Below are 26,019 nucleotides of genomic sequence, written 5' to 3' on the forward strand. Positions count from 1 at the left end.
CATGCAACCTATCCAGACAGCTTTCTTTTCAGGCACGTTCAACCCCGTCCACACGGGGCACCTCATACTGGCCAACTACCTGTGCGAGTTCGAGGGGTTCGACGAGGTGTGGATGTCGGTAACGTCCCAGAACCCCTTGCGGGAAAAGCTGTCGCCCGAGGCCGACCGCCAGCGCCTCGAAATGCTGCGGCTGGCCGTGACCGGCAACCCCAAAATCGTAGCGACCGACATCGAGTTTTCGCTCCCCCTGCCCTCCTACACGATTCGCACGCTCGACCACCTCAGGAGCCTCTACCCCGACCGCGAGTTCACCCTCGTCATCGGGGCCGACAACTGGCTGCTCTTCGACCGGTGGCGCGAGAGCCGGCGCATCGTCGACGAGTATCGGGTGTGCATCTATCCCCGCCGGGGCTACGACATCGACGAGGCGAAGCTCCCCCCTACCGTGCGGTACTGCCGGGCTCCCCTCATCGAGATTTCGTCGACCCAGGTACGGCAGGGAATCGCCGCCGGCAAAAACATGAACTATTTTGTACCCCAGTCGGTATATACATACATTATCAACCACAGACTTTATAAAAACAACGAGTAATGGACGAACGCATCTATTCCAAAGATATTATCGAATTTGTCACCGTAGGTGCCGAATATTGCGCTTTCCTCGAACGTACTCCCGAACTGGAAAAAGATGAATTTATCGATAAAATCATAAAAATACTTCCGCTGCTCTACCTCAAAGCTACCCTGCTCTCGCCCGAAGAACCCGAAGAGGAGGCCTATACCGAACGTTTCGTGACCGAAAGCATGTACGAGAGTGTGCGCATGAGCATCGAGAGCCTCCTGGGCGAAGACGACAACTACCTGGAGGTGTTCCAGTCGGGCATGGAATACAGCGAAGGCCCGTTGGCGGCCAGCATCTCGGAAGGGCTCGCCGACATCTATCAAGACTTGAAAGACTTTATCTCGGTATATCGCCTGGGCAACGAGCCGCAAATGCTCGAGTCGCTCTACATCTGCTACGAAAACTTTGTCTCCTACTGGGGGCAACAACTGGTCAATGTACTGCGGGCGCTGCACCATGTAAAATATTCGCAGCACGACGACGATGACGATGACGACGACACATGCGACTGCGGTCATCACCACCATCGGTCAACGGCTGACGACCATTACACCGATATATTCGGTCATCAACAAGGGGACGACGATATTTTCGACAAACTCAACGATGATGTGGATTAACGCTTATGGATAACGAGACTTCTGACAAAATAAAAATTAGTAAAGAAATCATTGCAACTTTACCTATCGAATCATTCCCCGGACGAATCGTCGTGGTCGACAACGAAGCCCAGGTAACCGAAGCTACCAAATGTCTGAGCCACGAGTCGATTATCGGGTTTGATACCGAAACCCGACCGACATTCAAGAAGGGACAGAGCAACCACGTGGCCCTCATGCAACTCTCGACCCACGATACCTGCTACCTGTTCCGGCTTAACCGCATCGGGTTCACCCCGGCCTTGAAACGGTTGCTCGAAGACGAAACCCTGCTCAAGGTGGGTATCTCGCTCAAGGACGACTTCTGCATGCTGGGGCGACTCAACAGCGGGCCATTCACTCCGCGCAACTTTGTCGAGTTGCAGAAATTTGTCAAACGATACGGCATCGAAGACCAGAGTTTGCAAAAAATCTATGCCATCGTCATCGGGAAAAAGATTTCGAAAGGACAACGCCTCTCCAACTGGGAGGCCGACCACCTGACCGACAGCCAACAACTCTATGCCGCTACCGACGCCTGGAGCTGCATCAAAATCTACGAGGCCCTCAAATCGAAAGATTTCCAATTTCCCTCGATATTACAACAACCCCCTACAACACTCTAACTATTTTATTACAAATGAAACGGTACGACATTATTGCATTGCTCCTGGTTATCTATCTGGCCGTCATGGCCTACTTCGGTCGAGGTATGTTGCTGAGCGGCAACTATTGGGAATACTTCGGCATCATCGGCTTTACGCTCCTGATTATTCTGGCCTTGCGATGGGCCTTGAAACGCCGCGAGAAGATTCGTAACGAGCGCCGCCAAAAGCAAGATGTCATGGATCGCCGTACCATGCGCGACGACCACCACTCATAAAAAACTCATTTATCTCCACGACTATGGTAAAAAAAGTTCTTCTTATCCTGTCGGTTATCACAGCGTTATCGGGCACCGCATCGGCCCAGATTCTGAAAAATACCTGGATTGTCAACCCCCAAATCAGCGGATTCAACCTGGGCAGCACCCACACCCGCGAGACAGGTAACGAAACTTTCGACCTGGGACTGCAGGTCGAAACGGGTAATTTCATCGCCAACAACCTGCTGTTCTATGTAGGAGTCGGCGGCAACTTTTCGTGGAACAAGGAGTACCGAGACAACAACATAGATCTGAATGTGGGTATCCGATACTATACCCTCACCACCCTATTCATCGGAGTGAATACGGGATATACCCACGCCTGGTACAAACCCAAGGACGAATCGTCGGCCTGCGACGACTATCTCTATGTGGGCGCCGAACTGGGTTACGCCATCTTCGTGAGCCACAACATATCGCTCGACCCGGCTCTCTACTGGAAACACAGCTTCACCGACCAACTCGACCAGTATGGATTGAAGGTGGGCCTCTCGGTCTATTTCTAAACAGCGAATCGATAAATCAAAACACATAACACAATGACAGAAAAAATGACTCAACTGATGAAGGACATCCCAGCCGTACGATGGACGGCTCTTGTCCTGCTGGCGAGCGCCATGTTTTTCGGCTATATCTTCATGGATATACTCTCGCCTCTACAAGAATTGTTACAGAACACGAGAGGCTGGTCGCCCGATGCTTACGGCCACTACGCCGGTTCCGAAACTTTTCTGAACGTATTTGTATTCTTCCTGATTTTTGCCGGTATCATACTCGACAAGATGGGTGTGCGTTTCACGGCCATACTCTCGGGTGCCGTCATGCTGGTAGGTGCCTCGATCAACTACTACGCCGTGAGCAATGCCTTCATCGGCAGTGGGGCCGAGGCCTTTATGAACCGCTTTATGAACCTGCCGCTGGAGTGGTGGAACGTCACCCCGTTCTACGAAGGGATGCCCGCCTCGGCCAAAATGTCGGCCATCGGCTTCATGTTCTTCGGATGCGGTGTCGAGATGGCAGGTATCACCGTTTCGCGCGGTATCGTCAAATGGTTCAAGGGTAAAGAGATGGCTCTGGCCATGGGTGTAGAGATGGCTATCGCCCGTGTGGGTGTAGCCGTGGTGGTACTGGGTTCGCCGGTACTGGCCAACAAGTTTGCCCCGGTCGACGTATCGCGCCCCGTACTCGTGGCCGTGATTCTGCTGGCCATCGGCCTCATCTGTTTCATCACCTACGCCTTCATGGACAAGAAACTCGAGCAACAGATGGGCGAAAGCGGCGAAGAGAAAGACGATCCCTTCAAAATCTCGGACCTCAAATATATCTTCTCGAGCAAGGTGTTCTGGCTGGTAGCGCTGCTGTGCGTGCTCTACTACTCGGCCATCTTCCCCTTCCAGAAGTATGCCATCAACATGCTGCAATGCAACCTGGGCTATACGGCCGAACAGGCCGGCTGGGTGTTCTTCGTCTTCCCGCTGGGAGCCGCAGCCATCACCCCCATCCTGGGCAACTTCCTCGACCATAAAGGCAAAGGTGCCACCATGCTCATCTTCGGTGCCGTGCTCATGATTGCCTGCCACCTGGTATTCGCCCTGGTGCTGCCCGCCTTGAAAGGTACCGTCACCGCCGTGATTGTGGCCTACCTCTCCATCATCCTGCTGGGTATCTCGTTCTCGCTGGTACCGGCCTCGCTGTGGCCCTCGGTACCCAAGCTGGTCGACAACAAGCTGCTGGGCTCGGCCTACGCCGTTATCTTCTGGATTCAGAACATCGGTCTCTACTCCTTCCCCATGATTATCGGTGCCACACTGCGCATGTCGAACCCCGGTATCACCGACCCGCTGCAATACAACTACACCGTGCCGATGCTCATCTTTGCCAGCCTAGGAGTCTTGGCGCTCATCTTCGGGTTGTGGCTGAAGGTCGAGGACAAGAAACGGGGATACGGCCTCGAAGAACCTAACATCCAAAAGTAACATAAAGACGACTCAATCGGCTCATTCCAAGCCCTATACATGCGGCAGTCGGTACCGGAACCGGCTGCCGCATCTTGTTATCACCCCTATTCAACTAAAAAATATAGTTATAAAACTACGCGGTTTAGTTTTATTAACTATAAAAATTAGTCGAATAACTAAAACTTTTAGTTTATTTGCAAAGAGAAAAACGAAAACCTATGAAAGGACTTACCGCAAAAGAAGAAGAAATCATGAACTACTTCTGGCACAAAGGCCCCCTGTTCGTGAAAGAGTTGCTCGATTTCTACGACGAGCCCAAACCCCACTTCAACACCCTGTCGACCATCGTGCGGGGACTCGAAGAGAAAGGTTATCTGGCCCACAAGGCATTCGGCAAAACCTACCAGTACTACGCCGCCGTGAGCGAAGAGTCGTTCCGTCGGGGGACCCTCCGTCAGGTAGTGCGCAAGTATTTCAACAGTTCCTATCTGGGCGTGGTCTCGTCGCTCATCGAGGAGGAGGACATCTCGCTGAAGGAGCTGAAAGAGCTTATCGAGAAAGTGGAACGAGGAAGTGAAAAATAAAACCGCCCAGCCATGAGTGCATTTTTTGTCTACATACTCCAGTCGGCCGTCTGCCTGGCGGTACTGTTTCTCTTCTACAGCATTCTGCTGAGCCGGGAGACCTTCTACCGTTACAACCGGGTGGCGCTGCTCTGCCTCATCCCCCTCTCGTTCGTGCTACCGCTGTGCCATCTGCCGCTGTTTGCCGAGAGCGAAAGTGTGCCCCCCGCTACCGTCGTGATACTCGACAACCTGTCGGCCTTCAGCTATGTGACCGACGAAGTCGAAGTCACAACCGCCCCGGTGCCCGTGGCCCTCGTGGTAGCGATAGCCCTCTACTGGGCCGGTGTGGTGTTTTTCGTTGCCCGCTACATTGTTACCATCGTGCGCCTGCTGCGACTCATGAGTAGCGGCCGCCGGGTGACCGACGACGAAAGTCGGCAGATTATCGTCCTGCCCCGGTCTATTGCACCCTTCAGCTGGTTCGGCCGGATTGTCCTCTCCGAGGAGGACTATGCCGCCCACAGCCGCGAGATACTGCTGCACGAGTCGGCCCACATACGCAAGCGCCACTCCCTTGACCTGCTGGTGGCCGACCTCTGTACCTGGCTGCAATGGTTCAATCCTGCCGCCTGGCTGCTGAAACGCGAGTTGCAAACCGTGCACGAATACGAGGCCGATGCCGAGGTAATCGACCAGGGCATCGATGCCCGGCAATACCAACTGCTGCTCATCAAGCGATCGGTGGGCTCGAAATTCTACTGCGTGACCAATCACTTCAATCACAACAAACTTAATAAACGTATTACTATGATGCTCAAAAAGAAATCCAACCGCAAAGCGACCTGGAAGTATCTCTATGTGATACCCGTCGCACTCTGTACCGTCACGGTATTCGCCCGCCCCGAAGTATCGGAACGCCTCGACGAAATCGCCTCGACCGACCTGCTGGCCATGCTCGACAAGGTCGATTCGCAATCGGCCACCGACCAGAGCCAAATGGTCATCACCGCTGCCAGCAACTCGAACCAGACAAACACCCTGAACGTCAACATCGACGAATCGGGCGACTCGAGCCAGGGGAACAAACTGAAAATCAATATCACCGAGAACGGGAAACCGGCCTCGATGGATAGTGCACTCTGCATCGTAGACGGGAAGAAAGTCTCGCGCGAAGAGATCGACAAACTCTCACCCGACCAGATAAAGAGTGTCACGGTGCTCAAAGGGAAAATGGCTGTCGAGAAGTATGGCGACGAAGCCAAAGGTGGAGCCCTGCTCATCAGTACGAAAGAGTCGGACGATACCCAACCGATGAAGATAACCCTCTCGAACGACGGGAAACAGGGCTCCCAAACGAGCTACTATGTCATCAACGGGAAGAAAGTCCCGGCCGAAGTGATAGACAATCTCTCGTCAGGCAAGTTCTCCTATATCATCAACGGCAAGGAGGTCTCGGCCGAGGATATGGAAAAGCTCAACCTGTCGGGCCAGGTCGGAAACATCTCGATACTCAACGACAACGGAGAGAATACAATCATTATCCATTCGAAAAAGTCGTCGCTGAATAATTGGCAGCAACAGGTAAAAGCCCTGTCCGACTCCATTCGTGCAGAGGTGGCCGTCACCAAAGAGGGGAAAGAACTCTCGCCTGAAGCCATGGCTCGCATCGAGGCCCTCTCGGCCCGGATAAGCGCCAATGCCGACTCCATCACCCGAGCCATCGACGAGAAAGGCATCAATGCCCTCTCTACCCTCAACCACCACACCGATTCGGTGTCGGCTTACGTCAAACAGATACCCAATATCATCTATGTTGTCGACGGCAAAAAGGTTTCGGAAAAGAAGTTCAACAAGTTAAGCCCCAACGACATTGCCAGTATTACAGTGCTGAAAGGCGGAGAGGCTAATAAGAAGTACGGAGCTAAAGAGAATGATAATGTTCTCATCATCACGACTCGAAAGAAGAAATAAATAAACGATACCTCCGACTGAAAAAAGACCAGGGCTGTGCTCGTGAGAACACAGCCCTGATTGTTTTTGTTCCTGTCCCTCCAGACGGCAATGCCCCGCCCTATTGCGGCAACGTCACCTTAAAGTAGGGGTTATCAATGTGCTGCTCGAATATGATTCGTTTCATGGCCTCGACCCGCTCGGGATACTGTGCGGCCAGGTCGTGGTCTTCGTGAATATCGTCGGCCAGGTTGTAGAGGTGGCACTCGCCCTTCTCGACAAAGAGTTTCCAGTCGCCCTGGCGTACGGCTATCTGGTCGGTCTCGCAAAACTCCCAGTAGAGGAAGTCGTGCTGTTTCTGTTTCTTATCCTTCCCCAACAAGGTAGGTACAAAGGTGAGGCCGTCGAAGTAGTTGGGGCGCCCCTGGGCATATCGCTTCTCATAATTCTTCACCCCCGAGAGGTCGCAGAAGGTGGGCAAAATATCGTAAAACGCCAGTTGATGGTCATTGACCGACACCGGCACATGGCCCGGCCAGCGCACGATGAACGGAATGCGGATGCCCCCCTCGTGGCACGAACGCTTCAGCCCCTTCAGCTTGCCGTCGCGGCCGAAGAAGGTAGGGTCGGCCCCACCCTCCTCGTGCGGGCCGTTGTCCGACGAGAAGATGACCATCGTATTTTCGTCCAATCCCTTGGCTTTGAGCTTAGCCAAAATCTCACCCACATACCGGTCGAGCCGCTCGATCATGGCCGCAAACTGCGCATGCGTGTGAGTCACAGGATTGTAGCGGCTCCAGTAGCTGCCGTTGTATATCCCCTTGTCGCCCAACCGCTCGCGGTATTTGTTGAGCAAAGAGTCTTCGGGCTGTACCAGCTCGGCATGCGGCAAGGTGTAGGTGAAGAAGCCGAAGAAGGGTTGGTCGGCCGACTGCCGGTCGAGCCAATCGAGTGCCGCCTGGTGAATGAGGTCGGCCGAGTATTGTTTGCGCTGGCCATAACCGGCGCCCCACATGGGATACCGTATATTCTCGTCGAGCGTAACGCGCACCGTAGCCGTATCGCCCAGAGCCGGGTTGTAGCGATTCAAGAAATTGGGATAGTACAGATGCGCCTGAAACTGGCAGATGTAACCGAAGAACTCGTCGACACCCCGCTTGTCGGGCGTAGAGACCGAGCCCTCGTAACCACCGGCCCATTTGCCGAACATGCCAGTCGTGTAGCCGTTGTCCTTCATCACCTCGGTAAGGATTACGTGGTCGGGGTCATACGGGTGCTGCCCCACCACGGCATAGTCGGTATTGATGCCATAGCGCACCTCGCCGCTCTCGGGCCAATACTCCTTGTTGCCACGCACCTCGCCGTGGCCCGAGTGCTGCCCCGTCATAATGCTGGCTCGTGACGGAGCACTCACGGGACTGCCCGAATAGGCCTGCGTGAAACGCATACCCTCCGAAGCCATGCGGTCGAGGTTGGGCGTATCGATATATCGCTGCCCGTAACACCCCAAATCGCCATATCCCATGTCGTCGCACAGGATAAAAATAATATTAGGCTTGTCGCTCTTCTGCGCCAATGCCGGGGAAACGGCGGTCAACAATCCACCGCCCAGGAATAAAAGTCTGCCGTATTTCATCTGTTTCCGATATGTGTGTGTTAGGATGGGATAAAGATAGTGAAAGGCGAGAGGAGAAGCAAAACGAAATGAAATTTCGAGTTTGATCATCCCGAGCCGACTCCTATCTTCGTGTAACAAAGATAGTGAAAGGAGAGCGCAGAGACAAAGAGAAAACAAAGTTTTCATTTTTGACTATGCCGAACCGCATCCTGTCTTCTGAAAAGATAGTGAAAGGAGAGCGCAATAAAGCCAAACTTGTTTGAGTTTTTTGGCAGGATTCGGAACTTTTCCGTAAAAAAATTATCTTTGCGACGATAGATTGTGAGACGGAACACACTCTCTATACACAAACACGAAACGAAAAAGAATATGTTCACGATCATTTGCATCACCATTTTAGCCTATATGATTATGGGCAAAGATATCAAACGGCTTCTGGCCCGAGTAAAAAATGTCGATTGGCGCGACAAGATAAACCGCATATACATCAAGTTGCAGCCCTATGCCCTCAAGGTAGGCCGTGTGGCGGCTCGCCCGTTGCTCCAGTTCTACTACGTGATGAAGGACGAGAAGACCTCGACCCTCGACCGCATTCTCATCTATGCCGCCATCATCTACACCATTTCGCCGGTAAGCCTCATCCCCAGTGCCGTGTTCAAGTTCATCGGGGTACTCGACGAAGGGGCCGCCGTGCTCTATGTCTACAAAAAGATAAAGGGCAAAATCACCCCCGAAATCAACGCCCAGGTCGATGAAACCCTCGACCAATGGTTCGGCACCCGCTACGAAATGGTGAGGGAGTAATCCGCTTGTAAGATATTATAAAAATATTTCGAGCGAGGATAGTTTTTCTATTCTCGCTTTTCTGTATCTTTACAGATGATAAGAAAAACGTCACAGAGACTCGATTATGGAAAAGACACTCTATACCCCATTCGACCGAATCATGTATATCATGGCCAAGCCGGTGGGATCGATTTGCAACCTGGCTTGTACCTATTGCTACTACACCGAAAAGGCTAAGCTCTACCACGATACGCCTCGCCATATCATGAGCGAGAGTTTGCTCGAGAAGTTTATCAAGGAGTATATCGAGAGCCAGGCGAGCGACCATATCCTCTTCATCTGGCATGGCGGCGAGACGCTGATGCGCCCGCTCGACTTCTACCAAAAGGTGGTGAAGCTGCAGGCGCAGTATGGTCGGGGCCGTGTCATCGAGAACAGCATACAGACCAACGGCACGCTGCTGACCGACAGCTGGTGCCGCTTCTTCAAAGAGAACAACTGGCTGGTGGGGGTGAGTATCGACGGCCCGCAGGAGTTTCACGACGAATACCGCCTTACGAAACAGGGACGGCCTACTTTCGTGAAGGTGATGCAGGGTATCAACCTGCTCAACAAGCACGGGGTGGAGTGGAACGCCCTGGCCGTGGTCAACGACTTCAACGCCGATTATCCGCTCGACTTCTATCACTTTTTCAAGGATATTCACTGCAAGTATATCCAGTTTACCCCTATCGTCGAGCGCATCAATCCGCACGCCGACGGTCGCCATCTGGCGGCTCCCGACGAGGAGACGCGCGACGGGGTGACCGACTTCTCGGTCTCGCCCGAACAGTGGGGCGAATTTCTCTGCACCCTCTTCGACGAATGGGTGCGCAACGACGTGGGCGAGTACTTCGTGCAGCTGTTCGATGCCACGCTGGCCAATTGGGCGGGGGTGATGCCGGGCATCTGCTCCATGGCCGAGACTTGCGGCCATGCCGGCGTGATGGAGTTTAATGGCGACGTGTACAGTTGCGACCACTTCGTCTTCCCCGAATACAAGCTGGGGAATATCTACTCCAAGTCGCTCATCGAGATGATGAACAGCCCGCAACAGATTGCCTTCGGACAGAACAAGCGCGACGGCCTGCCGGCCCAGTGCAAAGCGTGCGACTACCTGTTTGCCTGCCACGGCGAGTGCCCCAAAAACCGGTTTGCCCGCACCGCTACCGGTGAGCCGGGGCTGAACTACCTGTGTGCCGGGTATCACCGCTTTTTCGAGCATGTGGCTCCCTACATGGATTTTATGAAACACGAGCTCGACAACAAGCGGCCGCCAGCCAACGTGATGCAGTGGATTCGCGAAAACGAGAAGAACGAAAAGCGATGCTAACGCTCTTGCCATAACGACAAGCCCCGAAGTGCTGAAGACCAGACTCCGGGGCTTGTTCTATTTTCTTGATTCTGTTTCGCGATACTCTCCTACTCTTCCTTGCGCTCCAGCAACACCACATTCTCTACATGGTGAGTATGGGGGAACATGTCGACCGGCTGCACGCGCGCCACGCGATACTTGGCATCGAGCAGCGACAGGTCGCGCGCCTGCGTGGCGGGATTGCAACTGACATAGACGATGCGACGCGGCTCGGCAAAGAGGATGGTCTTGATTACATCGTCGTGCATGCCGGCGCGAGGCGGGTCGGTGATGATGACATCGGGGCGACCGTGTTCACCGATAAACTCTTCGGTAAGAATATCTTTCATATCGCCGGCATAGAACAGCGTGTTGTCGAGGCCGTTGATACGGGCATTCTCCTTGGCATCCTCGATAGCCTCGGGCACATACTCGATGCCGATGACCTTGCGCGACTGCCGGGCCACGAAGTTGGCAATGGTACCCGTGCCGGTGTAGAGGTCGTAGACCAGTTCGTCGCCGGTGAGGCCGGCAAACTCGCGGGCCACCTTGTAGAGTTCGTAGGCCTGCTCCGAGTTGGTCTGGTAGAACGACTTGGGGCCAATCTTGAAGCGCAGCCCCTCCATGCTCTCCCAGATGTAGTCGCGCCCGCGATAGAGATGCACCTCCTGGTCGGTGATGGTATCGTTGGGTTTCTGGTTGACTATATAGAGGAGCGAGGTAATCTGGGGGAACTCGTCGGCCACGTGCTGCATCATCGCCTCTATACGCTCCCGGTCGGGCTCGAAGAAGACGACGATAAGCATGATTTCGCCCGTCGAGGCGGTGCGCACGATGATATTGCGCATGAGTCCCGTCTGCTCGCGTAGGTCGAAGAAGGGGTAATTGTGGTCGATGGCAAACTGCCGTATCGAGAGGCGTATGCGGTTGGAGATGTCGTCCTGGAGCCAGCACTTCTTGATGTCGAGCACCTTGTCGAACATGCCCGGTATGTGGAACCCCAACGCATTGCGGCTGTCGAACTCCTGAGCCGACTGCAACTGCTCGTAGGTGAGCCACGACCGATTCGAGAACGAGAACTCGAGCTTGTTGCGGTAGAACTGCTGCTTGGCCGACCCCTTCGTGGGCAACACCTCGGGCAAGGGAATCTTGCCGATGCGGGTGAGGTTGTCCTCGACCTGCTGCCGTTTGAACTGCAACTGGAAGTCGTAGGTCACATGCTGCCACTTGCAGCCGCCGCACACCCCGAAGTGTTCGCAAAAAGGCTGCACCCGCAGCGGCGAATAGCTGTGAAATTTCACGATACGCGCCTCGGCGTAGCTGTGCTTCTTGCGCGTCACCTGTAAATCGACTACATCGCCCGGAGCGGCAAAGGGTACAAACACCACCAGGTCGTTCACTCGTGCCAAAGCCTTTCCTTCGGCAGCCACACCGGTTATCTCAATCTGCTCCAGCAAGGGGAGCTCTTTCTTCTTTCGTGCCAAAACAAATAAGTATAAGAATAATAATGGTGCAAAGATAGTGAAAGGTGAGAGTAGAGGCAAAAGAAAACGCAGTTTTCAATTTTGACTCTGCCGAACCGCATCCTGTCTTATCCAAAGATAGTGAAAGGTGAGCGACAAGCAAAGAGGCTTGCATTATTTGCTTGGCCGAACCGCATCCTGTCTTCTGAAAAGATAGCGAAAGGTGAACGCAGAGGCAAAGGAAAACGCACCCTTTTCAGCTGACCATGCACAGGGGTTATTACTCGCGCAGACGGAACTCGTTGGGGGTGCAACCCACCACCCGCTTGAACATGCGGCTCATGTGCTGGGGATACTGGAACCCCAGGCTGTATGCAATCTCGCTCATCGACTTCGAGGTTGAGAGCAGCAGCTCCTTGGCACGGGCAATCAGTTTCTTCTGGATGTGTTCCGATACGGTCATTCCCGTCTGTTTCCGAATCATATCGCCGAAGTAGTTGGGCGACAGATATACCTGTTCGGCAAAATACTTCACGGTAGGCAGCCCTATCTCCTGCGGAGCCTTGCTGTCGAAATACTCGTCGAGCAAGCGCTCGAAACGCACGATAATATCTTTGTTGGGGAGTTCGCGCGTAGTAAATTGCCGCTCATAGAAACGCATGCAGTAGTCGAGCAACAGCCCTATGTTGGCCGTAATGAGCCGACGGCTGTGTTTGTCGATATTGTGCCGCAACTCGGCATCGATCTTCTGCAGGCAATCCATGATGGTATCGCGCTCGCTCTCGGAGAGGTGCAGCGCCTCGCGCGTCTCGTACGAGAAGAACGAATACTTCTTAATCTCCTGCCCCAGCATGGTGCCCCGAATGAAATCGGGATGGAAGAGCAACCCGTGAGCCTTGGGACGAGCATCCTTCGCCATATCTACCTCGGCCACCTGACCGGGAGCAAAGCAGACAATCGTACCCTCGCCATAATCGTAGGGCTGACGGCCGTAGGTAATATCGCCACATTTCGTCTCTTTCAAGAACAGCGCATATACGCCATAACTGATTTTAAGGTGTTCGGGCCATTGAGTAGCTTGCGACAAGTCGATTACCGCCACCATCGGGTGCAAGGTTTCCAAGCCAAAAATCTTGTTATACTGATCTACACTATCCAATTTGATCCACTCTTCCATAACACAAAATTTAATCGTTACGGCAAATATACTATTATAATTCGATATATCCTCGACTCGGCCGTGGTATCCATGATTCGGGTACAACTATCCGTAATCGGTATACAAGATTTTGTCCGAAAAGCTCCTAACTCTCTTTCTATTACAAATATAGCATTGCACGTCAAGTAAAGCCAACCGCCAAAATCCACGTTTCGGGTAGAAACATCCGTAAATCGTATACAGAAATTCAGGTACACCCCTGCTAATTTTGTACCAGAAAAAAATCGAAACCATAAAAACAGATAAGGTATGAAAAAAAGAGTAATCTTTGCGCTTGTCGCACTATGGGTATTTAATAATGGTATAACAATTATGGCACAAGAAAACACAAAACAAACGGCTGGCCGCGACCAGCTCGGGGAGTTTGCCCCCAAATTCGCGGAACTTAACGACGACGTACTCTTCGGCGAGGTCTGGAGCCGCACCGACCGTCTGGGACTGCGCGACCGCAGCCTGGTTACCATCACCTCGCTCATCAGCCAGGGTATTACCGACAGCTCGCTCACGTACCACCTGCAAACGGCCCGGAAGAACGGAATCACCCGCACCGAGATAGCCGAAATCATCACCCACATCAGCTTCTATGCCGGATGGCCGAAGGCTTGGGCCGCTTTCCGTCTGGCCAAAGAGGTATGGGCCGACGACACGACCGGCGAGGATGCCAAAGCCGCATTCCAGAAAGAGATGATTTTCCCCATCGGCGAGCCCAACACGGCCTATGCCCGATATTTCATCGGTAACAGCTACCTCGCCCCCATCTCGCGCGAACAGGTGATTGTGTCGAACGTCACCTTCGAGCCCGGCTGCCGCAACAACTGGCACATCCACCGGGCCACCAGCGGCGGCGGTCAGATGCTTATCGGCGTAGCCGGCCGCGGTTGGTATCAAGAGGAAGGTAAACCGGCCGTAGAGATTCGGCCCGGCACGGTTATCCACATCCCGGCCAACGTCAAACACTGGCACGGAGCAGCCGCCGACAGCTGGTTTGCCCACCTGGCTTTTGAAATCCCGGGCGAGTCGGCCTCGAACGAATGGCTCGAGCCCGTCACCGACGACGAATATAACAAACTGAACCAATAAACCTAACCCTAAAAACCTAACCCTACAATGGAAACCAGACTGAAATACAACATGTTTGTTCCTACCCGCGTCATGTTCGGGGCAGGAGCACTGAATAAACTGGGCGACCAACCCATGCCCGGTAAAAAGGCACTGATCATCATCTCGAACGGTAAATCGACCCGGGCCAACGGATACCTGGCCCGCACCGAAGAGCAGCTGAAACGGGCCGGTATCGAAACCGCACTCTTCGACGGCGTAGCCCCCAACCCCACGGTGGCCAACGTCGATGCCGGAGCACAGGCTGCCCGCGACAACGGGTGCGACTTTCTGGTAGCTCTGGGCGGCGGCAGCGTAATGGATTGCGCCAAAGCCATCGCCGTGATGGCTACCAACGACGGCGTGCTGTGGGACTACGTAGCCGTAGGCTCGGGCAAAGGACATCCCATCGCCCACACCCCGCTGCCCATCGTCGCCATCACCACGACGGCCGGTACCGGGTCGGAGACCGACAACGCCGGAGTCATCACCAAAGAGGATACGTTCGAAAAGGCCTTCATCGGCGACCCCTCTCTGTATCCCCACCTGGCTATCGTTGACCCGGAACTGATGCTGAGCGTGCCGGCCGGATTCACTGCCTTCCAGGGATTCGATGCCCTCTTCCACAGTGTCGAAGGCTACATAGCCAAAGGGGCCAACCTGATGAGCGACATGTATGCCTTGACCGCCATCGAGAATCTGGCCCAATACCTGCCCCGCGCCGTGAAAGACGGCAACGACCTCGAGGCCCGTACCCACGTGGCCTTCGCCAACACGCTGTCGGGGGTAGTGATGTGTCTGACCCTCCTCACCAGCGAGCACGGCATGGAGCACGCCCTCTCGGCCTACCACCCCAACCTGCCGCACGGTGCCGGCCTCATCATGATCAGCCGGGCCTACTATGCCTACTTCGTGCGCAACCACGCTTGCGACGAGCGCTTCATCCGCATGGCCCGCGCCCTGGGCATGCCCGAGGCCGACAAGCCCGAAGACTTCCTGACGGCCCTCACCCGCCTGCAAGAGGCTTGCGGCGTGGCCGACCTGAAGATGTCGGACTACGGCATCACACGCGACGAGGCCGAGAAGTTCATGCGCAACGCCCGCGAGGTCATGGGCATCATGTTTACCAGCGACCGCATTGCCATGAGCGATGCCGACATCGTAGCCATCTACGAGGAGTCCTGGCGATAACGACCCATCGTTTCTTTTGAATACAGGGACTGTACCCGAACTCGATACACGAGGGGTGGGTACAGTCCCGCTTTTTTTTACCGGAAGAAGACGTCACGGCCAAGTCAAAGTTGAAAACTGCGTTTTCCTTTGCCTCTGCGCTCACCTTTCGCTACTTTTGTAGCCAAATAAACGAATCGGCTATGAATCACAACGAGAAATTCGGCATATATACCGACCAAACGGAGAAACAGATCTCTTTGCTGAAATACTCCAAGAGTTCGTGTGGCGTGGACTTCCTGCTCAACACGGCCGAGAGTAGCGAGAAACGGGGCTGGTTCGATGCCGACAAACGATACAAGACCGATTTCTTCGAGTTCTATTTCTTCCGGCAGGCCGAGGGCTACCTGTTCCTGACGGGCGAAAAGATAGAACTGCACCCCGGCATGGTGCTGATTATCTCGCCTTTTCAGTGGCAAGAGTGGCATGTCGACCTCGACAAGCTGGACTATACCTTCCTGATATTTCAAGAGGAGTTTATCAACAACTTCCTCTCCGACAAATACTTCATGTACCGCTTGCTGTACTGCTACCAGCACGACTACCCTACCCACTTCGACCTGGAGGTGACGGCCATGGCTCCCTACCTCGACCTGCTCTCGAAGATGAAGCACGAGCTGCACGAACCCGTTGCCGACAGCTACCACATGATCGTGGCCTACCTCTATCAGTTTCTGCTGCTTCTCAACCGGCTGTATGCCGGGTTATTCGGCCTGCCGTTCGATGCACCGCTCAACAACTATGCCTACCAGTACAAAGAACTGCTCGAAAAACACATCGCCGAGATGACTCACGTGAGCGACTACGCCGATGCGATGAACATCAGCCGCATATCGCTCAACAAGGCGGTCAAACGCGAGTTCGGGCTGTCGGCCGTCCACCTGCTGAAACAGCGTCTGCTGCAAGAGGTGAAGAACGAATTGCTCTTCTCGGGCCGCTCGGTGAAAGAGATTGCCTTCAGGCTGCACTTCTCTGAACCAAACCACCTGATGCGATTTTTCAAACAGATGACCGGGCAGACCATTGGCGAGTTCTTGGCCTCGCGATTATCATAACAGACCTGTATCGACCTCATCGCAGCAAATCCGTAATCGGGGTACATAATGCGAGGATTTGTATACCGCACACCCTCTTTGCAAGCTCTACTTTTGTATCGTGATTCCTGTCGGCCCCGGAAGTCACCGGGCACTCAGGGAGACCATGAGGCAGCAAGGCTGTTGTGAAGATGAAACCACTAACTGTAAAAACGATTGCCCGATGCAACCAGCTGTTGTCGACCCAAACGTCCAACCCGCTGGTGAGTGTCATTCGGTTGTCCGAGACAACCGACCGGCCCGACCTGTTTCAATTCGGGTTCTATACTGTATGGCTGAAAGCGTGGTGCGGCTGTTGTCCGTCGACTCTCGGATGGCGGGCGTGCGACTTCAGCGACGGGATACTCTTTGCCCTGCAGCCGGGACGCCCCATGGCTCGGGAGCTGTGGCAGTGCGATGCCGGTAAGGCCGAAGGACGACTGCTCTGCTTTCACGCATCGGTCTTAGACCCGCTGCGGGCGAAAGGTGATGGTCATTATACCTTTTTCAACTACAATACCGATGAGTGCCTGCACCTCTCTCGACGGGAGCGACTCCTCCTGGAGCGGGAGATAGACGAAATCGAGGAAGAATTGAACTGGGGCATCGACGAATACAGCTACACGATTCTGGCCGAAAGAATCAAGTTACTGCTCGACTACATTACCCGCTTCTACCACCGCCAGTTTATCTTGCGGCACGATGCCAACCTGCGGCTGGTCGACTGGACCGACCGGTATGTCGACGACTTTTTCCGGTCGGGCCGGGCCCGCTGCCATCCGTTGCCCACCACGGCCACGCTGGCCAGCCAACTCGATTGCTCGCCCGACTACCTCAACGACATGTTGTGCCACGAAACCGGCAAATGTACCGCCGACTACATCAGGCTGAAACAGATTGCCCGGGCCGAACAGCTATTGAAACAGGATACCCGAAGTGTAACCGACATAGCTCGAGAACTTGGCTTCCCCACGGGGCAGGCCTTCTGTACCCTGTTCAAGAAACTCAAAGGGCAGACACCCGAAGATTTCAGGCTCTGCCCGGGCTCAGGACCTTTGAACCTCAACAACTGATTCATCGTAAAAACAGGAGAGACAAATTACCGAGATGAATATCGGGATTCAACATCCCCACAGTTGGAGAACCCGTAATCTTAGCGACTAAACAACTCTAAAAACATATAACCTATGAAACGCATCCAAAATACCGAATTCGGTGGCGAGCGCCCGTTGTTCGCTTCGCACGATTTACAACTCGACCATGTCACCATCCACGCCGGTGAATCGGCTCTGAAAGAGTGCAGCCACATCGTGGCCGAAAACTGCCGCTTCGAAGGCAAGTATCCGTTCTGGCATGTCGACGGATTTACCATAAAGAACTGTCTGTTCACCGAGGGGGCCCGCGCCGCCCTGTGGTACTCGCGCAATCTGGAGATGACCGACACCCGGGTCGAAGCCCCCAAGATGTTTCGCGAGATGGAGGGCATCAAGCTCGAGAACGTGGAGATACCCGATGCGCAGGAGACGCTGTGGCACTGCAACAACGTGCACCTGAAAAACGTACGGGTAGACCACGCCGACTACCTGTTCATGCACAGCGGGAATATCGAAATCGAAGACTACGTGCAGAACGGTAACTACTCGTTCCAATACTGCAGGAATGTGGTTATCCGCAACGCGGTCATCAACTCGAAGGATGCCTTCTGGAATACCGAAAACGTGACCGTCTACGACTCGGAGATAAACGGCGAGTATCTGGGCTGGCACTCCCACCACCTGCGCCTGGTCAACTGCAAAATATCGGGTACCCAACCGCTGTGCTATGCCCACGACCTGGTGATGGAAAACTGCACCATGGCCCCCGACTGCGACCTGGCCTTCGAATACAGCAGCGTGCAGGCGACCCTGAACGGAGCCATCCGCAGCGTGAAGAACCCCCGCACGGGCAGCATCACGGCCGACCGCTTCGACGAGATTATCCTGGACGAGAACATCAAGGCTCCCGGCGACTGCAAACTCACGGCCCGGGAGACGACAGCCGATTCCAACCTGTAAGCCTATGTACTACGATTTCGATGAAATAATACCTCGGCGGAATACCCGGTCGTACAAGTGGGACAGCACGGACGACGACCGGGTGCTCCCCCTCTGGGTGGCCGACATGGACTTCCGCACGGCACAGCCCGTTGTCGATGCCCTGGCCCGACGCGTGCAACACGGCATATTCGGGTATGTGCGTGTGCCCGACGAATACTATGCGGCAGTGACCGGGTGGTTCGCCCGTCGCCACGGCTGGCACATCGAGCGCGAGTGGATTGTCTACACCTCGGGGGTAGTCCCGGCCCTCTCGGTCATCATCAAGGCACTGACCCGTCCGGGCGACGGCGTGGTGGTGCAGACCCCGGTATACAACTGCTTCTTCTCTTCGATTCGCAACAACGGTTGCCGCGTGGTGACCAACCCACTCCTGTACGAGGCGAATACCTACCGCATCGACTTCGACGACCTGGAGCGCAAGACGGCCGACCCGAGCGTCAAGCTCATGCTCCTCTGCAATCCACACAACCCGGCTGGCCGGGTGTGGAGCCGCGATGAGTTGCGCCGCATCGGCGAGATATGCCGGCACAACGGCGTGAAGGTAGTCGCCGACGAAATTCACTGCGAACTGGTATACCCGGGTCACACCTATACCCCCTTCGCATCCATCGACGAGAGCCTCCTGCAAAACTCCATCACCTGCCTGTCGCCCAGCAAAGCCTTCAACCTGGCCGGCCTGCAGATTGCCAACATCGTCTCGTGCGACGAAGCGGTGCGCCAGGCCATCGACCGGGCCATCAACATCAACGAGGTGTGCGACGTCAACCCCTTCGGCATCGAGGCTACCATAGCCGCCTACAAAGAGGGCGAAGAGTGGCTGACCCAGTTGCTCGACTACCTAAAGGTCAACTACGACTTCATGTGCCGGTTTTTCCGCACCTTCCTGCCCCAGATTCCCGTCACGAAACTCGAGGGCACCTACCTGGTGTGGACCGACTGTCGGGCCCTGCGCCTCGACTCGGACACGCTGCAGGCCCGCCTGCTGGAGCAAGCCGGACTGTGGCTCAACAGCGGCACGATGTATGGCGCCGAGGGCGAAGGGTTCGTGCGCTGGAATATCGCCTGCCCCCGCTCGGTACTGCACGAAGCCCTGATGCGCTTCCGCTCGTTTGTCGAATCGTTGTCTGCAAACCGTTAACCACATGAGACGCATGGCACATACACGACACGGAGCGGCCGTTGTGCTGGCCTACTTCCTCATCTATGTAGTATGGGGCTCGACCTACTACTTCATCGGTGTGGCTCTGCACGACATCCCCACCTTTCTGCTGGGGGCCCTGCGCTTCTCAGCAGCGGGGCTCCTGCTGCTGGCGCTCTGTGGCTGGCGGGGCGAGCGGGTGATGTGCCCGCAGCTCATCAGGCGGTCGGCCGTGAGCGGTATCGTGCTGCTGTTTGTCGACATGGCCGTCATCATGCTGGCCCAACGCTACGTGAGCAGCAGCCTCGTGGCGATTGTCGCCTCGTCGACAGCCATCTGGATCATACTGCTCGACGTGCCCATGTGGAAAAGAAACTTTCGCAGCCTACGCACGATTGCGGGTCTGCTGGCCGGATTTGCCGGCGTGGGGCTGCTCTACCTGGAACAACTGGCTGCCGACTCCCACACCGCCATGCACCACGAGTACGGCATCCTGATTCTGGTGGCCGGCTGCATATCGTGGGCACTCGGCACGCTCTACGCCAAATACCGGTCGGCTGAAGCCGAGGCGGTAAACGCCTTTGCGGGGGCGGCGTGGCAGATGATTTTTGCCAGCATCCTGTTCTGGCTCTGTGCCTGGGCTGCGGGCGACACGACGCGGGTCGACTGGGCAGCGGTCTCGACCGGCTCGTGGCTGTCGCTGCTCTACCTCATACTCTTCGGCTCGCTGCTGGCTTACACCGCCTATGTGTGGCTGCTGAAGGTGCGGCCCGCCACCGAGGTGGCCACCCACGCCTATGTCAACCCGGTGGTGGCGGTGGTCATCGGGGTATATATCGGCCACGAAGAGGTGAGCCTGCTGCAACTGGCCGGACTGGCCATTATCCTCGCCAGCGTGATACTGGTCGAAATGCGAACTCCACAATCTCCGAAACGACATGACAAACAATAACCTCTCCCCCATACGTTCGTCCGAACGGTATGTGATACTCGACGCCCTGCGCGGCTTCGCCATCCTGGGCATCGCACTGGCCAACTTTCCCGAGTTTTCGCTCTACACCTTCCTCCCGGCCGACGATGCGGCCCAGTTGCCCGCCTCGGGTGGCGACCGCGGCCTTCGCTACCTGCTCTATCTCCTGGTCGACGGCAAATTCTACACCCTCTTCTCCCTGCTGTTCGGCATCGGCTTTTCCATCATCCTGAGCAACGTGACCCGCAAGGGCGGGAATGCCCTGCGCGTGTTTTACCGGCGTATGGTCCTGCTGGCTCTCATCGGCGGGCTGCACCTAATATTTCTCTGGAGCGGCGACATCCTACTGCTCTATGCGCTGCTGGGCATGCTGCTCCCGCTGTTTCGCCACCTCTCCGACCGCCGGCTGCTGGCCGCAGCTCTGGCACTGCTCTTCATCCCCGTGTGCATCGATACCGTGTGCGAACTTACCCACACCAACCCCTCGGCCCGGGTGGTAGAGCTGCAGCAGATATATTGTGCCCGGTTCGGCATCACCGATGCCAACTTTGCCTATTGGCTGCACGACGCCACCGGCTACAACGAGGTGTTTCAATTCCTGATTCAGGGAGCCCTGGTGCGGATGCAGGAGTTTATCGACGGCAACCGCTACTTCAAGGTACTGGGGCTCTTTCTCATAGGCTACTACATCGGGCGACAACGACTCTATGCCCGACTGGAAGAGAATAAGCCGTGGCTGAAACGGCTCTTTGCCGGTGGTCTGATGGTCGGACTCCCCCTCTCGCTGCTCTACGCCTGGAGTTCGATGAACGCCCATCCCTGGGGGCTCTCCATCCACAGCCTGCTCTACTTCGTGAGCGTCTATCCCATGGCATTTGCCTACGCCTCGGGGTTCGGCCTGCTCTATCTCGCACGCCCCCGTCTGAAGGCATTCACCTGGCTGGCCGCACCGGGACGCATGGCCTTGAGCAACTACATAGGGCAGTCGCTGGCGGGCATGTTCATCTTCTACGGCATCGGGCTGGGACTGGGCTCCACCATCAGTCTGGCCACGACCGAGCTGATTGTACTGGTCGTGTTTGTCGTGCAGCAGGCCTTCAGCCGCATGTGGCTGAACACCTTCCGGTTCGGGCCGCTCGAGTGGATCTGGCGCATGCTCACCTATGGCCACTGGATAGCCTGCCGCAAACCCCGGTCGGGCGTGGAACCTTAGAAGCTCCACGCTATCCGAATGAGCCAGACTGTTAAAAAACAGGATATACCGCATCGATTCCACCCCTCGGACCTTCTGCCCGAGACCGTAATACAAATAAAAAATACATAGCGTTAAAATTTGTAGCAAAATATTTTTGTTGTTTGCGCGAATCCTATATTTTTGCATAATGTTTTATGCCGGTTTACCAATCGGGTCATGAAGCCGGACACGAAAACAATTATATAAATATCATATACTTATTTATCTATGAAAAGAGTTTATACTTTTGGCAACGGTAAAGCAGAAGGCCGTGCCGACATGAAAAACCTGCTGGGAGGCAAAGGCGCCAACTTGGCAGAGATGAATCTCATCGGTGTTCCTGTACCCCCGGGATTCACCATCACCACCGAGGTTTGTACAACATATACTCAACAAGGGCGTGAAGCCGTCGTTAAGGAGATCCAAAACGACGTAGAGCAAGCCATCGCCCACATCGAAAGCCTCACCGGCACGAAGTTCGGCGACGCCACCAACCCGCTGTTGGTATCGGTTCGTTCGGGTGCCCGCGTCTCCATGCCGGGTATGATGGATACCGTGCTCAACCTGGGTATGAACGACGAGGCCGTAGAGGCCATCGCCAAGAAATCGGGCAATCCCCGTTTCGCCTGGGACTCGTACCGTCGTTTCGTACAGATGTATGGCGACGTGGTATTGGGCATGAAACCCAAGACCAAAGAAGACATCGACCCCTTCGAAGAGGTGATGGACAAGGTGAAAGAGGCCAAAGGCATCAAGAGCGACACCGAGCTGCAGGTCGAAGACCTCAAAGAGCTGGTTCGCCTCTTCAAAGCCGCTGTCAAGGAGAACACCGGCAAAGACTTCCCCACCTCGCCCTGGGAGCAACTGTGGGGTGCCATCTGCGCCGTATTCGATAGCTGGATGAACGAACGCGCCATCCTCTACCGCCGCATGAACCAGATCCCCGAAGAGTGGGGTACGGCCGTGAACGTACAGGCCATGGTATTCGGCAACATGGGCAACACGTCGGCTACCGGTGTAGCCTTCACCCGCGACGCCGCTACCGGCGAAGACATCTTCAACGGCGAATACCTCATCAACGCACAAGGCGAGGATGTGGTTGCCGGTGTACGCACACCCCAGCAAATCACCCTCGAAGGCTCTCGCCGCTGGGCTGCCCTGCAAGGCATCAGCGAAGAGGAGCGTGCCAGCAAATACCCCTCGCTCGAGGAGTCGATGCCCGAGTGCGCCAAAGACCTCATCGAGACCCAACAGAAACTCGAAGACTACTTCAAGGATATGCAAGACCTCGAGTTTACCATCCAGGATGGCAAACTGTGGTTGCTCCAAACCCGTAACGGCAAACGCACCGGTGCCGCCATGGTAAAAATCGCCATGGACATGCTGCGTGCCGGCATCATCGACGAGAAGACCGCTCTGAAACGTATGGAAGCTCAGAAGCTCGACGAGCTGCTGCACCCTGTATTCGACAAAGACGCCGTAAAACGCGTGAAAGTCGTGGCTAAAGGTCTGCCCGCATCGCCGGGTGCCGCTACCGGCCAAATCGTATTCTTTGCCGACGATGCCGAAGCTTGGGCCGAGAAACGTAAAAAAGTGATTATGGTCCGTATCGAAACCTCGCCCGAAGACCTGCGCGGTATGAACGTGGCTCAAGGTATCCTCACCGCCCGCGGTGGTATGACCTCGCACGCTGCCGTTGTGGCCCGCGGTATGGGTAAATGCTGCGTATCGGGTGCCGGCGAAATCAAGGTCGACTACAAGGCCCGCACCGTAGAGATGGCCGGCAAGGTATACAAAGAGGGCGACTGGATTTCGTTGAACGGTTCGACCGGCGAAGTATACGACGGACAAGTTCCCACCGTCGATGCCGACATGAGCGGCGACTTTGCTGCCATCATGAACCTGGCCGACAAATATACCAAAGTAGACGTTCGCACCAACGCCGATACGCCGCGCGATGCAGCCGTAGCCCGCAAGTTCGGTGCCCGCGGTATCGGTCTGTGCCGTACCGAGCACATGTTCTTCGAAGGCGACCGCATCAAAGCCATGCGCGAAATGATTCTTTCGAAAGATGAAGAAGGCCGTCGTCACGCCCTCGACAAACTGTTGCCCATGCAACGCGGCGACTTCGAAGGCATCTTCGAAGCCATGGACGGTCTGGGCGTAACGATCCGTCTGCTCGATCCCCCCTTGCACGAGTTCGTACCCCATCAACTCGCTACGCAGAAAGAACTGGCCGAAGAGATGGGCATGAGCATCGAAGAGGTAAAACTCGCCTGCGACTCGCTGGCCGAGTTCAACCCCATGCTGGGACACCGTGGCTGCCGTCTGGGTTGCACCTATCCCGAAATCACCGAGATGCAGGCCCGCGCCATCATCGAGGCCGCCCTCAACGTGAAAGCCCGCGGTATCGACGTTCACCCCGAAATCATGGTACCTCTCGTAGGTGTGGTTGAGGAGTTGAGAATGCAGGCCGATGTCATCAACCGCGTAGCCGCTCAGGTATTCGAAGAGCGCGGCGATACGGTAGCCTACAAGGTAGGTACGATGATCGAGGTACCCCGTGCCGCCGTTACGGCCGACCAGATTGCCGAGGTAGCCGACTTCTTCTCGTTCGGTACGAACGACCTCACGCAGATGACCTTCGGTTACTCGCGCGACGATGCCGGCAAGTTCCTCAAGATCTACAAAGAGAAAGGTATCCTCAAAACCGACCCGTTCGAAGTGCTCGACCAGAAAGGCGTGGGCCAACTCGTCCGCATGGGTGTAGAGAAAGGCCGTTCGACCAAACCGACCCTCAAGGTAGGTATCTGCGGTGAGCACGGTGGCGAACCCTCGTCGGTTAAGTTCTGCGCCAAACTGGGCATGAACTACGTATCGTGCAGCCCCTACCGCGTGCCCATCGCCCGCGTAGCTGCCGCACAAGCGGCTATTGAGTTCTAAAACCTACGGTTAAAACAATATTGAATAAATATTCGCTTACTCTGGGCTTACACCAAGTCTGTAAGTAATTGAAATTTAGAAAAGTATTGTTATGGCGCAGGCTGCTGTAGAGGACACTCTCTAAGATTAGAAGCCCTCAGGCTAAATATTTCTAAATCATAATATCAGGCTGTAATTCACTGCATTAGCGGTAGATTACAGCCTGAGTTGCGTTTAGGCGGTTCGTTCACTTGACCGCAATAAATGAGCCAAATGAGCGTATTTGCTTACTCCCTGCTTACACCAAAAGACCCTGTTGCTTACACCTGCTTACACCACGATTCAACAACCTAAAAGTATTGATTATGACGACATTAAAAACAATGGTCAGAAAACCTAGAACAGAAATACAACCACGAGATGGAGGACATCGACCGCCTGATAAACGCCAATGACCAGCCGGAAGTGCCGGAAAGCCGCGCCCTGCTGCTCCCCTCGGAAGTCAGGCGCATGAAACTCGTCCGCCAGTGCCGTTCGCTCATGGCACTCATACGAGACAAGGCCGCCTCGGAGTCCGAAAGGGAACACGCCGCACATATCGTGGAGAAATACCGCAAGGAGCTGTACGAGAATACCATGCTTGTCAAGATAGACAAGCAGATAGACCGCATGGAGGAGCAGAAACGGCGGTTGAAGGTCAGGGAACTTTCCTTCAACTCCTACTACGAGTTCGCCGTGGAGCGCATCCCGCAAATCACTTCCCTAGAGAAAATAACATTCGACATACACAACTTCGCCGCCATCCTCAAGCAGTTCTACCGGGGCGGCGAGCTGGAAATGACGCTGAACGCCGACCTGGACGTTGACCTCTTCAACGAGCGTTTCATCGTCTTCGAAATCGACAAGATAAAAGATGACCCCGTGCTTTTTCCCATCGTGGTGCTCATCATCATGGACGTGTTCCTCCAGAAAATGCGCATCAAGAAGGGGCGCAAGGCCCTGATAATCGAAGAGGCGTGGAAGGCCATCGCCTCGCCCACGATGGCGGAGTACATCAAGTACCTGTGTGCGCCCGTAAAGGTTGCATCGTAAATATCTCTTTGGCAAGAGATTAGGAACG

Annotated in this window: 22 protein-coding genes and 1 pseudogene; 20 read left to right on the plus strand and 3 right to left on the minus strand. The window is 55.1% G+C overall.

From position 1 onward, the window contains the following. The first annotated feature begins 1 nt into the window (after position 1). The 8 genes from nadD (at position 2) to Q1K76_RS06015 (ending at position 6,680) form a co-directional block, all read left to right on the plus strand. Positions 2 to 592, plus strand: a complete 591-nt coding sequence (nadD, locus tag Q1K76_RS05980; RefSeq protein WP_300131826.1) for a nicotinate (nicotinamide) nucleotide adenylyltransferase — start codon at positions 2 to 4, stop codon at positions 590 to 592. Continuing rightward, the gene (locus Q1K76_RS05985; protein WP_300131829.1) at positions 592 to 1,242 is read left to right on the plus strand and encodes a DUF5063 domain-containing protein; all 651 of its coding nucleotides are present in this window, start codon (positions 592 to 594) and stop codon (positions 1,240 to 1,242) included. Before nadD ends, Q1K76_RS05985 begins: the two co-directional genes overlap by 1 nt. 5 nt (positions 1,243 to 1,247) lie before the next feature. Continuing rightward, complete coding sequence (locus Q1K76_RS05990) at positions 1,248 to 1,886, plus strand: 3'-5' exonuclease (protein WP_300131832.1); 639 nt, start codon at positions 1,248 to 1,250, stop codon at positions 1,884 to 1,886. Between the two features lie 14 nt (positions 1,887 to 1,900). Continuing rightward, entirely contained in the window at positions 1,901 to 2,143 is a 243-nt protein-coding gene (locus Q1K76_RS05995; protein ID WP_258327271.1) for a hypothetical protein, read from the plus strand. Between the two features lie 23 nt (positions 2,144 to 2,166). Continuing rightward, positions 2,167 to 2,691, plus strand: coding sequence for a hypothetical protein (locus Q1K76_RS06000; RefSeq protein WP_087407569.1), 525 nt, complete (start codon positions 2,167 to 2,169; stop codon positions 2,689 to 2,691). 33 nt (positions 2,692 to 2,724) lie between these two features. Further along, positions 2,725 to 4,161 (plus strand): MFS transporter, encoded by a 1,437-nt coding sequence (locus tag Q1K76_RS06005; RefSeq protein ID WP_087407570.1) that lies wholly within the window; start codon positions 2,725 to 2,727, stop codon positions 4,159 to 4,161. 200 nt (positions 4,162 to 4,361) lie between these two features. Continuing rightward, positions 4,362 to 4,727, plus strand: coding sequence for a BlaI/MecI/CopY family transcriptional regulator (locus Q1K76_RS06010; protein WP_300131835.1), 366 nt, complete (start codon positions 4,362 to 4,364; stop codon positions 4,725 to 4,727). Between the two features lie 12 nt (positions 4,728 to 4,739). Then, a complete protein-coding gene (locus tag Q1K76_RS06015; protein WP_300131837.1) occupies positions 4,740 to 6,680 on the plus strand; it encodes a M56 family metallopeptidase in 1,941 nt (646 codons plus the stop codon). A 100-nt stretch (positions 6,681 to 6,780) separates the two neighbouring features. Here Q1K76_RS06015 and Q1K76_RS06020 read toward each other — a convergent pair whose 3' ends face one another. Next, the gene (locus tag Q1K76_RS06020; protein ID WP_300131839.1) at positions 6,781 to 8,295 is read right to left on the minus strand and encodes an arylsulfatase; all 1,515 of its coding nucleotides are present in this window, start codon (positions 8,293 to 8,295) and stop codon (positions 6,781 to 6,783) included. 351 nt (positions 8,296 to 8,646) lie between these two features. Between Q1K76_RS06020 and Q1K76_RS06025 the strand changes: the two genes are divergently transcribed. Together Q1K76_RS06025 and Q1K76_RS06030 are read left to right on the plus strand one after the other, a co-directional pair. After that, positions 8,647 to 9,081 carry a YkvA family protein gene (locus Q1K76_RS06025; protein WP_258327274.1) on the plus strand — a complete coding sequence of 145 codons (435 nt, stop codon included), beginning with the start codon at positions 8,647 to 8,649 and terminating at the stop codon, positions 9,079 to 9,081. A gap of 106 nt (positions 9,082 to 9,187) precedes the next feature. After that, positions 9,188 to 10,435 carry an anaerobic sulfatase-maturation protein gene (locus Q1K76_RS06030; RefSeq protein ID WP_300131841.1) on the plus strand — a complete coding sequence of 416 codons (1,248 nt, stop codon included), beginning with the start codon at positions 9,188 to 9,190 and terminating at the stop codon, positions 10,433 to 10,435. A gap of 89 nt (positions 10,436 to 10,524) precedes the next feature. Here the strand turns inward: Q1K76_RS06030 and rlmD are convergent, their stop codons facing one another. Further along, positions 10,525 to 11,940 carry a 23S rRNA (uracil(1939)-C(5))-methyltransferase RlmD gene (rlmD, locus tag Q1K76_RS06035; RefSeq protein WP_258327276.1) on the minus strand — a complete coding sequence of 472 codons (1,416 nt, stop codon included), beginning with the start codon at positions 11,938 to 11,940 and terminating at the stop codon, positions 10,525 to 10,527. 259 nt (positions 11,941 to 12,199) lie between these two features. After that, on the minus strand, positions 12,200 to 13,096 hold the full coding sequence (locus Q1K76_RS06040) for an AraC family transcriptional regulator (protein ID WP_087407577.1): 897 nt from the start codon (positions 13,094 to 13,096) through the stop codon (positions 12,200 to 12,202). A gap of 291 nt (positions 13,097 to 13,387) precedes the next feature. On the opposite strand from Q1K76_RS06040, the gene Q1K76_RS06045 reads away from it, so the two are divergent. The 10 genes and pseudogenes from Q1K76_RS06045 to Q1K76_RS06090 form a co-directional block, all read left to right on the plus strand. After that, positions 13,388 to 14,218 (plus strand): carboxymuconolactone decarboxylase family protein, encoded by an 831-nt coding sequence (locus Q1K76_RS06045; RefSeq protein ID WP_300131845.1) that lies wholly within the window; start codon positions 13,388 to 13,390, stop codon positions 14,216 to 14,218. A gap of 27 nt (positions 14,219 to 14,245) precedes the next feature. Then, a complete protein-coding gene (locus Q1K76_RS06050; protein WP_258327277.1) occupies positions 14,246 to 15,427 on the plus strand; it encodes an iron-containing alcohol dehydrogenase in 1,182 nt (393 codons plus the stop codon). Between the two features lie 182 nt (positions 15,428 to 15,609). Next, positions 15,610 to 16,521, plus strand: a complete 912-nt coding sequence (locus Q1K76_RS06055; protein WP_087407580.1) for an AraC family transcriptional regulator — start codon at positions 15,610 to 15,612, stop codon at positions 16,519 to 16,521. Positions 16,522 to 16,691: 170 nt separating this feature from the next. Beyond that, positions 16,692 to 17,612: a helix-turn-helix transcriptional regulator gene (locus Q1K76_RS06060; RefSeq protein ID WP_300131849.1), complete on the plus strand. Its 921-nt coding sequence runs from the start codon at positions 16,692 to 16,694 to the stop codon at positions 17,610 to 17,612. Positions 17,613 to 17,726: 114 nt separating this feature from the next. Beyond that, positions 17,727 to 18,593, plus strand: coding sequence for a DUF3737 family protein (locus tag Q1K76_RS06065; protein WP_087407582.1), 867 nt, complete (start codon positions 17,727 to 17,729; stop codon positions 18,591 to 18,593). A gap of 4 nt (positions 18,594 to 18,597) precedes the next feature. Further along, entirely contained in the window at positions 18,598 to 19,773 is a 1,176-nt protein-coding gene (locus Q1K76_RS06070; protein WP_300131852.1) for a MalY/PatB family protein, read from the plus strand. A gap of 13 nt (positions 19,774 to 19,786) precedes the next feature. Further along, on the plus strand, positions 19,787 to 20,725 hold the full coding sequence (locus Q1K76_RS06075) for an EamA family transporter (RefSeq protein WP_300131855.1): 939 nt from the start codon (positions 19,787 to 19,789) through the stop codon (positions 20,723 to 20,725). Then, positions 20,712 to 21,956: a DUF418 domain-containing protein gene (locus Q1K76_RS06080; protein ID WP_087407585.1), complete on the plus strand. Its 1,245-nt coding sequence runs from the start codon at positions 20,712 to 20,714 to the stop codon at positions 21,954 to 21,956. Before Q1K76_RS06075 ends, Q1K76_RS06080 begins: the two co-directional genes overlap by 14 nt. Before the next feature lie 249 nt (positions 21,957 to 22,205). Then, a complete protein-coding gene (ppdK, locus tag Q1K76_RS06085) occupies positions 22,206 to 24,920 on the plus strand; it encodes a pyruvate, phosphate dikinase (RefSeq protein WP_300131859.1) in 2,715 nt (904 codons plus the stop codon). Positions 24,921 to 25,289: 369 nt separating this feature from the next. Further along, positions 25,290 to 25,991, plus strand: a pseudogene (locus Q1K76_RS06090) (TraG family conjugative transposon ATPase); the annotation flags it as partial. Between the last annotated feature and the right edge of the window lie 28 nt (positions 25,992 to 26,019).

It is taken from the genome of uncultured Barnesiella sp. (assembly GCF_946496565.1).
In the GTDB taxonomy this organism is placed as follows: Bacteria; Bacteroidota; Bacteroidia; order Bacteroidales; family Barnesiellaceae; genus Barnesiella; species Barnesiella merdigallinarum.

Coding starts and splice junctions, on each gene's coding strand:
- nadD (WP_300131826.1), top strand. CDS start 2: ATGCAACCTATCCAGACAGCTTTCTTTTCAGGCACGTTCAACCCCGTC.
- Q1K76_RS05985 (WP_300131829.1), top strand. CDS start 592: ATGGACGAACGCATCTATTCCAAAGATATTATCGAATTTGTCACCGTA.
- Q1K76_RS05990 (WP_300131832.1), top strand. CDS start 1,248: ATGGATAACGAGACTTCTGACAAAATAAAAATTAGTAAAGAAATCATT.
- Q1K76_RS05995 (WP_258327271.1), top strand. CDS start 1,901: ATGAAACGGTACGACATTATTGCATTGCTCCTGGTTATCTATCTGGCC.
- Q1K76_RS06000 (WP_087407569.1), top strand. CDS start 2,167: ATGGTAAAAAAAGTTCTTCTTATCCTGTCGGTTATCACAGCGTTATCG.
- Q1K76_RS06005 (WP_087407570.1), top strand. CDS start 2,725: ATGACAGAAAAAATGACTCAACTGATGAAGGACATCCCAGCCGTACGA.
- Q1K76_RS06010 (WP_300131835.1), top strand. CDS start 4,362: ATGAAAGGACTTACCGCAAAAGAAGAAGAAATCATGAACTACTTCTGG.
- Q1K76_RS06015 (WP_300131837.1), top strand. CDS start 4,740: ATGAGTGCATTTTTTGTCTACATACTCCAGTCGGCCGTCTGCCTGGCG.
- Q1K76_RS06020 (WP_300131839.1), bottom strand. CDS start 8,295: ATGAAATACGGCAGACTTTTATTCCTGGGCGGTGGATTGTTGACCGCC.
- Q1K76_RS06025 (WP_258327274.1), top strand. CDS start 8,647: ATGTTCACGATCATTTGCATCACCATTTTAGCCTATATGATTATGGGC.
- Q1K76_RS06030 (WP_300131841.1), top strand. CDS start 9,188: ATGGAAAAGACACTCTATACCCCATTCGACCGAATCATGTATATCATG.
- Q1K76_RS06040 (WP_087407577.1), bottom strand. CDS start 13,096: ATGGAAGAGTGGATCAAATTGGATAGTGTAGATCAGTATAACAAGATT.
- Q1K76_RS06045 (WP_300131845.1), top strand. CDS start 13,388: ATGAAAAAAAGAGTAATCTTTGCGCTTGTCGCACTATGGGTATTTAAT.
- Q1K76_RS06050 (WP_258327277.1), top strand. CDS start 14,246: ATGGAAACCAGACTGAAATACAACATGTTTGTTCCTACCCGCGTCATG.
- Q1K76_RS06055 (WP_087407580.1), top strand. CDS start 15,610: ATGAATCACAACGAGAAATTCGGCATATATACCGACCAAACGGAGAAA.
- Q1K76_RS06060 (WP_300131849.1), top strand. CDS start 16,692: ATGAAACCACTAACTGTAAAAACGATTGCCCGATGCAACCAGCTGTTG.
- Q1K76_RS06065 (WP_087407582.1), top strand. CDS start 17,727: ATGAAACGCATCCAAAATACCGAATTCGGTGGCGAGCGCCCGTTGTTC.
- Q1K76_RS06070 (WP_300131852.1), top strand. CDS start 18,598: ATGTACTACGATTTCGATGAAATAATACCTCGGCGGAATACCCGGTCG.
- Q1K76_RS06075 (WP_300131855.1), top strand. CDS start 19,787: ATGGCACATACACGACACGGAGCGGCCGTTGTGCTGGCCTACTTCCTC.
- Q1K76_RS06080 (WP_087407585.1), top strand. CDS start 20,712: ATGACAAACAATAACCTCTCCCCCATACGTTCGTCCGAACGGTATGTG.
- ppdK (WP_300131859.1), top strand. CDS start 22,206: ATGAAAAGAGTTTATACTTTTGGCAACGGTAAAGCAGAAGGCCGTGCC.